Below are 14,618 nucleotides of genomic sequence, written 5' to 3' on the forward strand. Positions count from 1 at the left end.
TAGACATTAACTGAGCTAGCACGGGATGCCCCTCCGCTCCAATTGATTTTAGAACAGGCTCAATTGTGCGCCTCGATCTTCTTCAAACTCTGCTGCTAGTATCAAATCTTTTACTAACACCTCAGCTCGATTTTTAATATTAATTGCAGCATTCAAATCACGTCCAATTGATAAATTGCATTTAGAACAATTATGCTGTCTTTGACCCAAAAGTTTCTTGACTTTATGACCACATCTAGAACATTCTGTACTTGTACCATGAGGTTTAACTTCAGCTACTAACTGACCAGCTCTTTCAGCCTTGCTAGTTAATATTGTCTTGAAATTACCCCATCCAGCATCATGTACAGATTTAGCTAATCTAGACTTAATCATACCTTTAATATTCAACTTTTCTACTGCAATAATGTCATATTTAGATAACAATTGATTAGCAGTTTTATGATGGAAATCTTTGCGAGTATCAGCTACTTTATTGTGTTTTTTAGCTAGTTGTTTTATAGCTTTGAGTCTACCTTTAGAACCTTTCTTTCTCCTAGATACTTTCCTCTGTGCTGATTTCAGTTTATATTCAGCTTTTCTCAAATATTTAGGAGCTGGAACAGACTCATCATCCGAAGTTACGAAAAAATCAATTAAACCTACATCAATACCAACTATATTTCCACGTTTTATATCTGGTTTGATTGTTGGTACTGATTTATCTTCTACACTCAAAGTCACAAAATAACCACTAGCTTTTTGAGTAATTGATACTGTTTTGATCGTAAATCCATCTGGAATAGGTCTATGAACAATTACCTTAACATCACCTATTTTTGATAGGTTAACTTTATTATTAACAAAATGATATTGTTTAAACTGAGCATAAGTGAATGTTTTATATTGATTTTTTCCTTTGAATCTAGGTTTACCTAATCGTTTACCTTTTGAATCTCCTTTAATCCATCTATCAAAAGCTAATTCAACTCTTTTTGGCACTTCTTGCAATACTTGAGAATGTATTTCTTTGTACCACGGTCTATCTATTTTTAGTTGTACAAGGGATTGTTTTTGATTATAGTAAGTTGGTCGGTTTTTTAATTCAGGAAGATGACAAATTAAAGGACAAGCATTGATTGAGCAACGATTTTGTTCCCACCAATTAAATCTTTGTGCCAACATATAGTTATATTGCCACCTTAACATTTCCAGAATCTTATCTATTTTGTCTGATTGTTCTTTTGTCGGGCGTAATTTGTATTGATAAGCTAGTCTCATTTTTCGACCCTAAAAACCTACAAATTTACAGCGTAGCGTTCCCTATTGACCATGTATCTATTATAATAGTTTGCGTACACATTGGTCGCCTACATGATGAAAGTACCATAATATTTTCGGATAAGTAAAGAAAGATTAGATAAACTGAGATTATATGCAATCCAAAAGCAAAAAACGATGACTCAGGTAAGGGCGTGATTTCATAGATGATTTACCTGAAGACATTGAAGATCGACGAAATATAATTGATAGATATAGTAGAAAAATAACGCATTCATACTACACTGACTCTCGCGTTTTCAGTGTGGGATTTCTTTTATCTCAAGTTAATCACAAAGATACCAAATGAGTTCTATAAATATCCTAAATAGTAAAATAGTAAAGGTATATAAAGGAAAGTTTTGCTAAATTTTAGATGGATATTCTCAGATTAACATTTTTTTCACAACCTATTTAAGGTTACTATAACAGTCCTAAATTATTTGTAAAAAATTTCAAATATAGACCGAAATATTTAAGTTCAATAATTCCTATAGGATATCGTATTATCGATGCTGTATTTGTGGCAAAATTACAATTACAGAAGACAGAATAGAAAGCAGATAAATAGCGGGAATTTGTTAACTATTTTTACTTTTTATCTTGAGGTGTAAGCAATGATTTATCGGCAATTAGCTGATGATTAAATGAAGTCGGAATCAAGATTTAGTGACTAATAAAGGATTAAAGGTATGAATAAAAGCGCATCAAACTAGATTTTCTCTACCTGGTAATTTATACATTTTTTGAGTAAAATTTGTATGAACTAATGTTCCAAATTAGTCTAGAATTTTTATTGCTAACTACTAATGGCTGATAGCTAAATGCTTACTCCTACATAGATGATTTTTTGTCTATAATTTTAATAGATAAGTAAATTAGGTTAGAGGTAATGTTATGACTCCAAATCCTGTAATAATGACAGCCGTAGAGAATTTGGACTACCGTGTTACTGTGGGAGATGTGGCGGCTAAAGCTGGATTAGATGTGAAAGTGGCAGAACAAGGATTATTAGCTTTAGCTACAGATGCTGGTGGTCATTTACAAGTATCAGAAGCAGGGGAAATTGCTTATTTATTTCCTAAGAATTTTAGAGGTATTTTAAGGAATAAATTCTGGCGGTTAAGATGGCGAGAATGGTGGGAGAAAGTTTGGCGAGTATTGTTTTATTTAATCCGAATTTCTTTTGGTATTTTGTTGATACTTTCTCTTGTAATTATACTTGTAGCTATTGCGATTATTGTGATTTCTCTGAATTCTAGTGGTGATAGAAATGACTCAGGTGGTAGGAGTAATAATTCTGGTGGCGGGATGATTTTTTTCCCTGGGTTTTGGTTTAATCCTAATTGGTTTTTGTGGTTTGATTGGGGTTATTATGATCGCCCCTACAGATATCAACGTCAAAGACAAAAATATAATTCTCAAGGTCAAAAAAATGGGATGAATTTTTTTGAAGCTGTGTTTTCTTTTTTGTTTGGAGATGGTAACCCAAATTATAATCTAGATGAGCGACGTTGGCAGGCGATCGCTACTGTGATTAAAAATAATCAAGGGGCGGTAGTTGCCGAACAAATTGCTCCTTATTTAGATGATTTGGGTAAAGGATATGCTTTGGAATATGAAGAGTATGTTTTACCAGTATTAACTCGTTTTAATGGTCGTCCAGAAGTTAGCCCTGAAGGTCAAATTGTCTATCATTTTCCTGAGTTACAAACAACGGTAAAAGAGTGGAATTCTCAACCTGTTTCTGCATTTTTAAAGGAAAAACTTTGGCGCTTTAGTGAAGCAAATTCCGGTCAAATAATGTTAGCAACTGGGTTGGGTGCTGTGAATTTTGTTGGTGCTTTAGTTTTGGGTTCTTTGCTAGAAGATGGTACGGTGGCAGCTCAGATAGGAGGATTTATTTCTTTTGTTGAAGTTATTTATCCTCTTTTACTGGTTTATGGTGTTGGTTTTTTAGTTTTACCTTTAATTCGTTATTTTTGGGTACAATGGCGTAATGGTAAAGTAGAGACAAGGAATCAACAAAGGCAAAAAAGAGTTATTACTTTGAATCAAGCAGATCGTCAGTTAAAACAGAAAATTGAATATGCTAAAAAATTTGCTAGTGAAACTATTATTGGTCGTGAAAGTTTAGCATATACAACTGAAAAGAGTATTCTAGAGCAGGAAGCTGAACAAGCAGATAAAATTGATGGTGAATGGCAAAAAAGATTGAATCAATCAGATGGTTAAGATATTAACTGAAGTGCTTAAATATCGATAATTTATTATGTAATTTTAGGGCGTTTAAATATGAAGTAATTATTATCATTTTTTGAGTCATGGCGAATAGCTACTAATTCCCATCCTTCATTGCCTAAGTAATTAACTAACTCGTGTAATTCTCTGTCTTTCCAGTCTCGCCATTCTTGACCGTTGATATATATGCTAATCAGTTTATCTCCAAAAGGATAAGGACTAGCATCTACTAATATATATTCCCATTTTTGCATTTGTTATCTAAAAATATAAAGTATAGAACCATTTTTTTTCTGCGAGAACTTTCTAGAGGTTTGAAGGCAGAATTAACATTATAAATCAGGTTTACTGATGTTTCTTATGAAAAGAAGGTACATGGAAATAGGTGAAAATTATCATCTCTTTTTTTCTACACAACTTAGTATTATTTTAGATATTCCTATAGATGTCATTTCAGTTATCAGTTATCAGTTATCAGTTATCAGTTATCAGTTATCAGTTATCAGTTCCTCTGGCTGTTTGCGCAGCATTCCGTAGGAAAGCCAGAGGCTTGAAATACTGAAATTTATTTTTTTTGATCCCCTTGAAAGGGGAGGCTTGAGACCTTATTTTTTAGTCAGGATGTTAGTCACTATATCCATTTAATTATCAAGAACTCGAAAAATAGAATAAGGTAAAAAGGTTGAAATTTACCCTCATATTCACCATCTCTCCATCTCTCTTAATTTACAGTAAATTAAACCAGGTGTGGGGTACACCCATCGCGGGCAAGATGCCCGCACTGGGAACGTCTAATTATTAATATCTGTACTTTATATATCACTGAATCTGCTGTAAGTACATAAATAGGGTTTGCGTATGGAAAGTCTTTTTGCTCTTTGTAGGGAGTAGGGACCCACCCCTCGCCCCTCCCCCTCCCAGGACTATCCCTTATAAGGAACTCCTCAGACACGAGGACACGGAGACGCACCAGACACGGGGACACGGAGAGAAGGGGAGCAGGGGAGAAGGGAGAAATAGTCATACTGTATAAGTGAAACTACTTAATCTGCCAAAAATAATGTACTTTTAAATACATTTTCTATCTATAAAAAAGCTTTTAAAGTCTTGAACATAATTTGTCTATGCGTGTCAATTTTTATGTTAAGAAAGATGTTTATAAAGCATAGCTTCCAGGAGGGGAAAAGGGAGTAGTTAGGAGTTAGAATAAATGGGGATTACAGATTCAGTTACCAAAACAATAGTAAGAGTGATTTTTTTGCCATACCTAGCCGAAAATACTCACATGCATGAATTTTTTAGACCTAACTTCTTATACTTTTTCCAGATTTAAAAAGGCTAAAACCTTTACCTACCAATGTTTTTAGATTTAATCAGCAAGCCCTAAATAGAAATCTCTAATCATCAAAAATAAAATCAATTTTTGTACTCTTATTCATCAATTATTTCCACCTATTCTGTATGGATATACAACGTCCCTACCCCTTACTTTCTCTTTTGGAGGATATGCTTATATAGCTCCAAAATATATCCTATATAGAGTAAAGAAACTTTGGTTTAAAGGAAGAAGTTATATACTTCATTAAACTAAAATTACCTGTGACTATAGAATTATCATAAGAATTATCATCTCAACCTAATCTGAAAAAAAGTTGTTTTAAAATGAGCTAATCAATAAAATTCTAGTTCTACCTAAATCAGGATTATTTTTGTATTTCAACAGCTTTAATTAAACCAATCTAACTCTTTCATTTTTAGTAAAATCTGACTTTTTGAAATTTATTTCGTTAACAGTAGAATTTATTTACTTAGATTTAGAAAGAATGCCCAAATTCTAGTTTTAGCGTACATCAATTCTCGCTAAATTTGCACCCTGGTAATAGTACAACAAAATCTGCTGGTAATTATATCCGTTTCGAGCTAAATTATAAGCTCCCCATTGACTCATTCCGACAGCGTGACCAAAACCTTTTCCAGTAATTTTGAAACTGCTGGGAATTTGTTGGCCTTCATTTTTATTAGGACTAACTATAAATCTGGTACTTTTTAATCCCAGAGCTGCTGTAACATCCGTACCTTTAAGAGTTTTAACCCCTGCATCCCCTAAAACTTTGATAGTAATAACACTATTGTGAGGAGTAGTAGTCTGAGGTGTCATAGATATGATATTTCCTACACCTGATATTCGTTGTTTCAATTCTGCTTGAGTAAATGATTCTGTCCATTCATAAACTGGAGCATCTTGATCGAAGTCGGGAACCGCGCGGAGATAAGGAAGTGGGTTTGACCAAACATCCTCTACATTTTCTGTGTGGCCTCCAGAGGAGGAATGGAATAAAGCTAAAATAATTTGACCATTGTAGGTAAGCACTTGACCTTTAGTGGCATCAACAGCAGCATAAGTACCTGGAGACTCTGTTTTAATTCCTTGGTATACTTGCCATAATTGGTCATTGCCTAAGTCGTAGAAATTATTACTATTTTCTTGACGCTTATTCAAAGCATAGGAGCGGGCCGCAACTGCTTGGGCTTTTAAAGCTGCTTGAGGCCAATTGCCATTCATTTCTGCTCCAATAACACTGTATAGGTATTGTTCTATATCAACGTAATTGATAGCTGTAATTCCTGATTTGCTAGGGATAATGTGAGTACGTCCACGATACCAGCGATCGCCTATCCATACATAACCTTCTCCTTTGGGTTCGATCCACATTTGACCAGATACCCAGTTGGACAAAGCAACTTTTCCCGATCTTAATTCGGCGGCAAAGCCTTTGGTTGGCTGTAGTTCGCCAATAGCTCTACCAGCACCATCTCTTACTATAGCGCTTGTAGAACTACCAACTTTAACTTCTTTTGCCCCTTCTTGAATGGCAATTCGCAGGACTAGAGAAGCTTGAGCAGGGGTGATCGCTAGTAACCAGAATAGAATGGATGTCCAAAAATAGTGTTTTAGTGGTTTAATGGAACGATTAATAACAGAAATAAATAGCAATCCAGAACTCATCAGATTTTATATTTTATATTTTAGATTTTATATTTAACTAAATGTAGGCAAAAGCCTTAACGAAGTCAGAAGTCAGAAGTCAGAAGTCAGAAGTCTGCCCACCCCTAACCCCTCCCAGGAGGGGAACTAGGGGATTTGAGCAAACCTCCAAAAATATTGCGCCTTAAAAGGCAGGGTTTTCGACCCACATTATTTTGATAATAAATTTCACAGGGTAAAATTAAAGAATAATTATCACTTGTGGATATAATTATCATATTTTTTGAGTTTACTGAGGAATTTTGAAGTTTTGCAGGTAACTTTTCTAGGAACTAGCTCTGGTGTCCCGACGCGATCGCGTAATGTTTCAAGTGTTGCTTTACGCTTGCCTCAACGGGGTGAATTATGGTTGTTTGACTGTGGGGAAGGAACTCAACATCAGTTTCTCCGCAGTGAACTTAAGGTTAGTCAACTGACTCGTATTTTTATTACTCATATGCACGGCGACCATATTTTTGGTCTGATGGGGTTATTAGCTAGTTGTGGTTTGGGGGGAAATGTTAAAAGCATCGATATATATGGTCCCCCTGCTCTGGAGGATTACTTGCAAGGTTGTATTCGATATTCTCAAACTCGCTTGGCTTATCCTTTGAAGATTTATCAATCTAGACCTGGTGTAATTTATGAGGATGATGAATATGTTGTTAGCTGTGGTTATTTAAAACATCGGGTTCCTGCTGTTGGTTATCGGGTAACGGAAAAAGACCGACCAGGACATTTTGATGTGGAAAAGGCTAAGGCTTTGGGTATTCCTCCTGGTCCTATATATGGCAAGTTAAAACGGGGTGAGTGGATTACTTTATCTGATGGACGGAGAATTAGTGGGGCAGATTTATGTGGAACACCTCAGATTGGCCGGAAGTTTGTTTATTGTACTGATACTGTTTTTTGTGATGGGGCGGTGGAACTGGCGCAGGATGCTGATTTACTTGTTCACGAGGCTACTTTTTCTCATCGGGATGCTGATATGGCTTTTCAAAGATTACATTCTACTTCGACTATGGCTGCACAGGTGGCTTTGGCCGCAGGTGCTAAACGTTTGATGATGACTCATTTTAGTCCTAGATATGCTCCTGGGAATCCGATTTTGTTGGATGATTTGCTACAGGAGGCGCGGGCTATTTTCCCTAATACTGATATGGCTTATGATTTTTTGAGTTATGAAATTCCTAATCAGCGAGTTTTGCGGAATTAATTCTTCAAACTTTGGTGTTTATGTAGTGAATCTGACCTTAAAAAGCTAATTCAAAGTTAAAACAACTTTTCATTTTAGCTTTCACATAGCATAGAGTGCATCAGTTTTCTCTATCATAGTCCCTAGTTAGACCTATCCAAAAAAACTACCAAACCCTTATGTAGTTGTCCCCAAATTGTTGTTTTTGGATATGTCTATAGTTTCAGGAGAAAAATTCAATGAAAATAAACTTTTTGGTCCGCAGATTTAGGGTTCTGCTGATTACGGTTGTATCTTTTGCTTTGGTTTTATCCTTAGCGCAGCTATCAAATGCAGCATTTCCTGATGTAGATATCGATTTTCTCTACAAACCCAAGCCCATGCCAGTCGCTATAGTGCCCGATATTAGAGATATTGAGCAAGCATATCAGGCAATTAGTGATATTCCTGGTAGCAGACAAATGAGGGTTCCAATCCCAAGTGAAAATCCTAGAGAAAGAATTTTTGCTGAGGGAACTGTTAATCGACGAACAAACCGGGCGAATCCAATTACTGTTGAAAATTCAAGGGATATGTTTAGGCGAGAGGTAGCTCTTCGGATGAGGAGGGGCACTCAAAGAAGCTTGAATACTTTAGACCAATCTACATTAGTTGCCAGCATGGATTTATCAAATATTGCTCAGTACGAACGCTGTGTTTATGTTGATTCTTATGGAAAAGTACATGATAAATGCGTTGTTGATTTAGTAATTCGTGACGCAGTGTCTAATCAAAGATGGATTTTACCTAATGTTTTAATAGATAAGTTTTGCGTATATGTAATGAAGGCATCTATAAAAAAAACTTGGTTCTAACAATCAAATCTTTCAACTTTGGATGATGTTATATTTCAAGTCTAGCTAGTTTAAATACAACATATTTAAGACAAATGATGTACAAGACGTGAATAGTAAAAATCTTGTATTGCAGGCATCTTGCCCGTTAAATGTTTATCTTATAGCAGCGGGAAGTGCTGTATAAATTATCCAAACTTTTGTGTTATCCACTAAACCTCTCTAAAAATGAAAATCAGGTTGAAAACCTTATAAAGTCAAGACAAAAATTGAGTTTTTGGAGAGGTCTATTAGGTTTAAATAATCTTTCCTTTTATAACAATGTAAAGTAATGAGAGAAGAAAACAATAAAGTTCATTGGCTTGTCTCGATTGTTGTTACCATTATTGCAGCTTCTATTTCAGGAATCTTTAGTCCTTTTTTAGAAAAGCACTTAGCAGAAGACCATACCCCTGATATAAGTCCTGAGCCAATTCCTTCAAGTCAACCTAATCCTCCTCAAAGCAGCATAGTAGTCCAAGAATATTCAGATGGTAGTAGATATGAAGGTGAAGTAAAAAACGGATTGCGTGATGGGAGAGGCGAATATTTTGCCCTAAATGGAGATAGATATGTAGGAGAATGGCTTAATGATAGGCGCCACGGTGTAGGGTCGTACATTTGGTTAAATGGAGACATTTATAGGGGTGAATGGCGTAATAACCTTAAACACGGAAGAGGTGAGTTTATTGGACACGATGGTCTCCAAAAGAAAGGAATTTGGGAAAACGACAGGCTAATTCGTGAAGACTGATATGGCTTATGATTTTCTAAGTTATGAAATTCTAGATTTGACGAAGTTTCTCGATTAGGGGTGAATAGTAAATCTTAGGGAATATTCATTCTGTGAAGCACCCCAGGCAAATAAACTTAGAAGTAGCTTTTGTTTTGTTTGGTTTAAGGTTTGAAGATTTTTTTTGATGGCCCAGTTCGATTGACATTTATCAAAATAATTGTGTCGCGCAACCTCCCCTTTTAAGGCCAAATATTTTTGGAGCGAAGCTCAAACCCCATTACAAAAATAACTTCTGACTTCTGACTTCTAACTTCTAACTTCGTTAAGAATGGGGGTGGTGGGACTTGAACCCACACGACTGTTAAGGTCAACGGATTTTAAGTCCGTAGCGTCTACCATTCCGCCACACCCCCGTTTTTGTGTCGAGTGTTGAACTAACTGCATTTGCATAACAAAGCTCATTCCTTTATATAATCACAATGTTCAAATTTTTGCAAGTCTTTTGAAAAAAAAATTTGAAATTTCTTGTAAACCTAAAAGTAGAGAGTGAGAGTTAGCCCTTGATTAAAATCAAGGGTCGCCCTTCTGCTATGGGTTTTAACCCGTCATTATTATTAACTAAGAAATACCAAATTTTGTGTTAAGATAAAAATCAAGGAGGTGATGCAAATTGTACGGATGTCAACAACATTTAATTAATGAATCCCCTGAGGTAATAGCATTTCTTGAATATATCTGTTCAGAAGCTAATAAGTTAACGAATTGTGGGATTTATTATTGCCGTCAAATGCTATTTAAAGCCGGAATATTTTTAACAAGAGGTGAACTAGACAAGGAGTTAAAAAGCAACATTCACTTCAAAGCAATGCGTTCAGCTTGCGCTCAACAAATATTGCATGGTGTGATTGAGTCTTTTAATTCCTACAAGGAGTTATTAAAGCTATACAAACAGGAAAAATTACACTTTAGGCCCAAGCCACCATCCTATCGGAAAAAAGGTGGGATGGCAGTCGTAAGTTATCCGGCTCGATGGGTCAAATTAATTGATGGGGATTTAAAATTCACTTTAGGAAATCAGGTCAAAGCATGGTTTGGGATTGACCATTTTCTTTTACCCATGCCTTCAAATCTCGAATTTAACTCAATCAAAGAATACCGAATTCTTCCTCGAAATGGATTTTTCTATATTGAGTTTGTTTATCAACAAAAAGAGGCAAAAAAAGTTGAAGCGAAGGGAAATGTGTTGGGAATTGACCCCGGATTAAATAATTGGATAACGGGGGTATCTAACACCGGAAAATCATTCATTATTGACGGAAAAAAGGTTAAGTCTCAGAACCAGTGGTATAACAAAAAAATTGCCAAAATCAAGACAGGAAAACCCCAAGGATACTGGGATGAAGAACTGGCAGAGTTAACGGAAAAGCGTAACCGTCAAATGAGAGACAACATCAATAAAGCCGCAAGGTTTATGATTAATTGGTGTCTGGCTAATGATGTTAGTAATATTGTCTTTGGTTGGAATCAATTTAATAAAGACGGGATTAACATTGGGAAAAAGAACAACCAAGAATTAGTTAAACTCACATCTTTGCTACTGGAATCCTCAAAGACTTGCTCAGAATCAGTGAATTTGCCCTTACCATCGTTTAACCAAACTTTATTGGGCTGCTTATTATCATTAGTAACAAAAGCATCCATGTCGCCATCTCCATCTACATCTCCTAAACTTACAGCTGAACTAAAGTCCTTCTCAAAATCGTCTTGCTCAGATTCAGTGAAATTGCCGCTACCGTCGTTTAACAAAACTTGGTTTATACGTTGATTAGCAACAAAAGCATCAATGTCACTATCTCCATCCACATCTCCTAAACTTACACCATAGCTATTGGAATTTCCCAAATTTTGCTGTGAGTCAGTGAAATTGCCACTACCATCATTTAACCAAACTTTATTGTCCTCCATTTGATTAGCAACAAAAGCATCAATGTCACCGTCTCCATCCACATCTCCTAAACTCACATCTTTACTATAAGTATCCCCAAAATCTTTTTGCTCAGAATCAGTGAAATTGCCTCTACCATCGTTTAACCAAACTTTGTTAGGGACTTTATAATTAGCAGTAAAAGCATCAATGTCACCATCTCCATCCACATCTCCTAAACTTACACCAAAGCTCCAGAAATCCCCCAAAGCTTGCCCGGAGTCAGTGAACTCAACAATAATCGGAGTAACATTGTCATAAAGGTTGATATACTGCTCTAGATTGTTTAACCAAACTTTGTTTTCACCACGATTAGCAACAAAAGCATCCCTGTCGCCATCTCCATCCACATCTGCTAAACTTATACCAAAGCTATAGGAATTCCCCAAAGCTTGCTGTGAGTCAATAAAATTGCCACTACCATCATTTAACCAAACTTTATTGGGCTGATTCTGATTAGCAACAGAAGCATCAATGTCGCCATCTCCATCCACATCTGCTAAACTTACATACCAGCTACTAGAATCCCCTAAATCTTGCTGTGAGTCAGTAAAATTGCCACTACCATCATTTAACCAAACTTTATTGGGCTGATTGTAATTAGCAACAAAAGCATCCGTGTCGCCATCTCCATCCACATCTACTAAACTTACATCTCTGCTTTTAGAATTCCCCAAGGCTTGCTGTGAGTCAGTGAAATTGCCACTACCATCATTTAACCAAACTTTATTAGGAGCGTTAGAACTAAATTTGGAATTAGCAACAAAAGCATCAATGTCACCATCTCCATCCACATCTGCCAAACTTACACGATAGCTACTGGTATTCCCAAAGGCTTGCTGTGAGTCAGTGAAATTGCCAGTACCATCATTTAACCAAACTTTATTGGACTGATTGTTATAATTAACAACAAAAGCATCAATGTCGCTATCTCCATCCACATCTGCTAAACTTACACCCCAGCTATTGGAATTTCCCAAATTTTGCTGTGAGTCAGTGAATTTACCACTACCATCATTTAACCAAACTTTGTCAGGCTGATTGTAATTAGCAACAAAAGCATCCGTGTCGCCATCTCCATCTACATCTGCTAAACTCACAAAATTGCTCTTGGAATCCCCCAAATCTTGGTTAGAGTCAGTGAAATTGCCGCTACCATCATTTAACCAAACTTTATTAGGCTCACCATAATTAGCAACAAAAGCATCCGTGTCGCCATCTCCATCTACATCTGCTAAACTTACATTCCGACTTTCGGAATTACCTAAAGCTTGGCCAGAGTCAGTAAACTCAATAGTTGAAGTAGCATTGACTGTTTGTATGGGCATAACAAACATTCCAACTGCTATTACCACTGCCAGCACAACCCGAAAGCATTTACCCAAAGTTTGTTTCAGTCGTGGCGAAGGATTAAATTCATCCTCTATTCTTGTTTGGGCTACATTTGTTTTCTGTACCCATCTTGAATGCATCATGATAGAAATTATTCTCCTTTACTTTTTTTCTCTATCGCTAGGTAAAGTAAACCAAAAGTTCTATCGAGCTGCCAAATTTAATAATTTGTTTATAAATCAAAAGGTAATTTGTCTCATAACTCAGTTTTCTCCTGATTCTTTAAAACCTACTTTATTTCTACTTAAATTAATTAATTAAATGACAGATACTAGAATATCATTTTAGCTTCTAGATATCATAAATAATTTTAGGTTAACATGACCTATGAGAATGAATTCAGATTATTTTTAACACTTTCTAGTAAAAGTTGATATAAAAAATGAGGTGTCTTTTGATTAGCTAATTCCAGACTATTTTGATAAAGTTTACAAGCAGATTCATCATTAATAATTCGATAGTGAATAATTTTTGTCCATTCTGGTGCAGCGTTCATTAATTGAGGAATAACTTCAATAAAAGCTTGTATTTGTTTTTGTAGATCGAAATCTTCTAAAAAATGAACTAAACTAAACATAATTTCAGGATATTCACAATTATCATCCAAGATAAGATGTAAGTCTTTTAAATTTTCATCATTAGGGTGTTTAGCAATTTTTTCTAAAGTTTCCTCAAATATCTTGATTTCTTGAGGTGTTTTCATTAAACGATTTTCTTGTAAGGTTTTTATTAAATTCATAAGTTTATGACTCCTTTCTCAAAAAAGGTTAGCCAAAAGAAAAATCCTACCTACTACATATCTGTAAATAAAGAAGGAGAAATATGGAAAAAATTACCCAGCTCTTGAATTTGATTTTCTGAAAGTTTGTAACTTCCATTTAATACTTCTAAAACAATAGATTCATTGCCCAAAATAGGAATTAAATCTTGAGGAGAAAGCTGAGATTCTTCTAATAAAGCTTTCAGAAGTTCAGCACCACGAAGAGTAGGAATTGGTTCGTGTTTTTCTTCATATTCATAGACTAACATTCCTAATATTTTTAGATAATCGCGGTCGTCTTTTGTGAGGGAACCTTTGTCTAAAATAGAATTAATCCGATTTTGAGTAGCTATTAATTCAGCTTCGTTAGTTATAGGGCGAGGGGGGAATGTGTTCATTAATGGATAATGGATAATGGATAATTGATAATTACCTCATGAAACAGCAACCAGAAGATGATAACCACGAGTATGATGAAATTATTAATTAATTGCTTGATTTTACTAATACCCAAAATCCCATCAAATTTTGCGGAAAAATACACAATGTTTGTTGCTTTATTTCCTGCACAGGAGAGATAAAAAATGATATTTACTCTATTTTCTGAATTCCAATTAACTCAAGATATTCCTGAGCTTAATCTCAAAAAAGGTAGTATTGGGGTAATTGTTGAATATTATCCTATGTCTCAAGAAGAAGATGGCTACAGTGTAGAAGGTTTAATTGCTCAAGATACAGTAGAAGTTACTGAATCTCAAATTCAATTAATTAATGCTGAAAAAATACAAGAAGTAACATTTTTGAATTGATGACAGATAATAGAATATCATTTTTGCTTCTAGATATCATACAATAATTCTAGGTTAACATGACCTCTGAAGGTGAATTGAGATGATTTTTAACACTTTCTAGTAAAAGTTGATATAAAAAATGAGGTGTCTTTTGATTAGCTAATTCCAGACTGTTTTGATAAAGTTTACAAGCAGATTCATCATTAATGATTCGATAGTGAATTATTTTTGTCCATTCTGGTGCAGCGTTCATATATGATGATATTTAGTGATAGTTTTATGGTTTGATAGTAAGGTGAGTTTCTCTAGTTTGTTTTTAGAAT

Annotated in this window: 13 protein-coding genes, 1 tRNA gene and 1 pseudogene; 7 read left to right on the forward strand and 8 right to left on the reverse strand. The window is 35.3% G+C overall.

Annotated features, from left to right (window positions below; genetic code table 11):
- Positions 1-48: 48 nt before the first annotated feature.
- Entirely contained in the window at positions 49-1,260 is a 1,212-nt protein-coding gene (locus F6K54_RS03145) for a transposase (protein WP_293074321.1), read from the reverse strand.
- A 936-nt stretch (positions 1,261-2,196) separates the two neighbouring features.
- Between F6K54_RS03145 and F6K54_RS03150 the strand changes: the two genes are divergently transcribed.
- Positions 2,197-3,534 (forward strand): hypothetical protein, encoded by a 1,338-nt coding sequence (locus F6K54_RS03150; protein WP_293074324.1) that lies wholly within the window; start codon positions 2,197-2,199, stop codon positions 3,532-3,534.
- Positions 3,535-3,569: 35 nt separating this feature from the next.
- Here the strand turns inward: F6K54_RS03150 and F6K54_RS03155 are convergent, their stop codons facing one another.
- On the reverse strand, positions 3,570-3,794 hold the full coding sequence (locus tag F6K54_RS03155; protein ID WP_293074327.1) for a hypothetical protein: 225 nt from the start codon (positions 3,792-3,794) through the stop codon (positions 3,570-3,572).
- A 106-nt stretch (positions 3,795-3,900) separates the two neighbouring features.
- On the opposite strand from F6K54_RS03155, the gene F6K54_RS03160 reads away from it, so the two are divergent.
- Positions 3,901-4,077, forward strand: coding sequence for a hypothetical protein (locus F6K54_RS03160; protein WP_293074329.1), 177 nt, complete (start codon positions 3,901-3,903; stop codon positions 4,075-4,077).
- Positions 4,078-5,380: 1,303 nt separating this feature from the next.
- On the opposite strand, the gene F6K54_RS03165 is transcribed toward F6K54_RS03160, so the two are convergent.
- Positions 5,381-6,547 carry a SpoIID/LytB domain-containing protein gene (locus F6K54_RS03165; RefSeq protein ID WP_293074332.1) on the reverse strand — a complete coding sequence of 389 codons (1,167 nt, stop codon included), beginning with the start codon at positions 6,545-6,547 and terminating at the stop codon, positions 5,381-5,383.
- Positions 6,548-6,836: 289 nt separating this feature from the next.
- Here F6K54_RS03165 and F6K54_RS03170 point away from each other — a divergent pair, with 289 nt between their 5' ends.
- From F6K54_RS03170 to F6K54_RS03180, 3 genes are all read left to right on the forward strand, one after another.
- Positions 6,837-7,781 (forward strand): ribonuclease Z, encoded by a 945-nt coding sequence (locus tag F6K54_RS03170; RefSeq protein WP_293074388.1) that lies wholly within the window; start codon positions 6,837-6,839, stop codon positions 7,779-7,781.
- 218 nt (positions 7,782-7,999) lie between these two features.
- On the forward strand, positions 8,000-8,614 hold the full coding sequence (locus F6K54_RS03175) for a hypothetical protein (protein WP_293074335.1): 615 nt from the start codon (positions 8,000-8,002) through the stop codon (positions 8,612-8,614).
- Positions 8,615-8,924: 310 nt separating this feature from the next.
- Positions 8,925-9,386 (forward strand): MORN repeat-containing protein, encoded by a 462-nt coding sequence (locus F6K54_RS03180; RefSeq protein WP_293074338.1) that lies wholly within the window; start codon positions 8,925-8,927, stop codon positions 9,384-9,386.
- A 311-nt stretch (positions 9,387-9,697) separates the two neighbouring features.
- Here the strand turns inward: F6K54_RS03180 and F6K54_RS03185 are convergent.
- Positions 9,698-9,781, reverse strand: a tRNA-Leu gene (locus F6K54_RS03185).
- A gap of 704 nt (positions 9,782-10,485) precedes the next feature.
- Here F6K54_RS03185 and F6K54_RS03190 point away from each other — a divergent pair.
- Positions 10,486-10,872 (forward strand): annotated as a pseudogene (locus F6K54_RS03190) (transposase); the annotation flags it as partial.
- A 20-nt stretch (positions 10,873-10,892) separates the two neighbouring features.
- Here F6K54_RS03190 and F6K54_RS03195 read toward each other — a convergent pair.
- The 3 genes from F6K54_RS03195 to F6K54_RS03205 all read right to left on the reverse strand — a co-directional run bounded on the left by F6K54_RS03195 (position 10,893) and on the right by F6K54_RS03205 (position 13,902).
- The gene (locus F6K54_RS03195; protein WP_293074341.1) at positions 10,893-12,827 is read right to left on the reverse strand and encodes a VCBS repeat-containing protein; all 1,935 of its coding nucleotides are present in this window, start codon (positions 12,825-12,827) and stop codon (positions 10,893-10,895) included.
- A gap of 242 nt (positions 12,828-13,069) precedes the next feature.
- Positions 13,070-13,483: an Imm30 family immunity protein gene (locus tag F6K54_RS03200; protein ID WP_293074343.1), complete on the reverse strand. Its 414-nt coding sequence runs from the start codon at positions 13,481-13,483 to the stop codon at positions 13,070-13,072.
- A gap of 53 nt (positions 13,484-13,536) precedes the next feature.
- Positions 13,537-13,902 carry a type II toxin-antitoxin system HigA family antitoxin gene (locus F6K54_RS03205; RefSeq protein WP_293074345.1) on the reverse strand — a complete coding sequence of 122 codons (366 nt, stop codon included), beginning with the start codon at positions 13,900-13,902 and terminating at the stop codon, positions 13,537-13,539.
- 186 nt (positions 13,903-14,088) lie between these two features.
- On the opposite strand from F6K54_RS03205, the gene F6K54_RS03210 reads away from it, so the two are divergent.
- On the forward strand, positions 14,089-14,313 hold the full coding sequence (locus F6K54_RS03210; RefSeq protein ID WP_293074348.1) for a DUF4926 domain-containing protein: 225 nt from the start codon (positions 14,089-14,091) through the stop codon (positions 14,311-14,313).
- Positions 14,314-14,362: 49 nt separating this feature from the next.
- Here the strand turns inward: F6K54_RS03210 and F6K54_RS03215 are convergent, their stop codons facing one another.
- Positions 14,363-14,548, reverse strand: coding sequence for an Imm30 family immunity protein (locus F6K54_RS03215; RefSeq protein WP_293074351.1), 186 nt, complete (start codon positions 14,546-14,548; stop codon positions 14,363-14,365).
- Positions 14,549-14,618 lie beyond the last annotated feature (70 nt).

It is taken from the genome of Okeania sp. SIO3B5 (assembly GCF_010692555.1).
Taxonomy (GTDB): domain Bacteria; phylum Cyanobacteriota; class Cyanobacteriia; order Cyanobacteriales; family Microcoleaceae; genus Okeania.

What these genes read in the sequence shown, in the direction of transcription:
- F6K54_RS03145 (WP_293074321.1), bottom strand. Translation starts at nt 1,260, where the DNA reads ATGAGACTAGCTTATCAATACAAATTACGCCCGACAAAAGAACAATCA.
- F6K54_RS03150 (WP_293074324.1), top strand. Translation starts at nt 2,197, where the DNA reads ATGACTCCAAATCCTGTAATAATGACAGCCGTAGAGAATTTGGACTAC.
- F6K54_RS03155 (WP_293074327.1), bottom strand. Translation starts at nt 3,794, where the DNA reads ATGCAAAAATGGGAATATATATTAGTAGATGCTAGTCCTTATCCTTTT.
- F6K54_RS03160 (WP_293074329.1), top strand. Translation starts at nt 3,901, where the DNA reads ATGAAAAGAAGGTACATGGAAATAGGTGAAAATTATCATCTCTTTTTT.
- F6K54_RS03165 (WP_293074332.1), bottom strand. Translation starts at nt 6,547, where the DNA reads ATGAGTTCTGGATTGCTATTTATTTCTGTTATTAATCGTTCCATTAAA.
- F6K54_RS03175 (WP_293074335.1), top strand. Translation starts at nt 8,000, where the DNA reads ATGAAAATAAACTTTTTGGTCCGCAGATTTAGGGTTCTGCTGATTACG.
- F6K54_RS03180 (WP_293074338.1), top strand. Translation starts at nt 8,925, where the DNA reads ATGAGAGAAGAAAACAATAAAGTTCATTGGCTTGTCTCGATTGTTGTT.
- F6K54_RS03195 (WP_293074341.1), bottom strand. Translation starts at nt 12,827, where the DNA reads ATGATGCATTCAAGATGGGTACAGAAAACAAATGTAGCCCAAACAAGA.
- F6K54_RS03200 (WP_293074343.1), bottom strand. Translation starts at nt 13,483, where the DNA reads ATGAATTTAATAAAAACCTTACAAGAAAATCGTTTAATGAAAACACCT.
- F6K54_RS03205 (WP_293074345.1), bottom strand. Translation starts at nt 13,902, where the DNA reads ATGAACACATTCCCCCCTCGCCCTATAACTAACGAAGCTGAATTAATA.
- F6K54_RS03210 (WP_293074348.1), top strand. Translation starts at nt 14,089, where the DNA reads ATGATATTTACTCTATTTTCTGAATTCCAATTAACTCAAGATATTCCT.
- F6K54_RS03215 (WP_293074351.1), bottom strand. Translation starts at nt 14,548, where the DNA reads ATGAACGCTGCACCAGAATGGACAAAAATAATTCACTATCGAATCATT.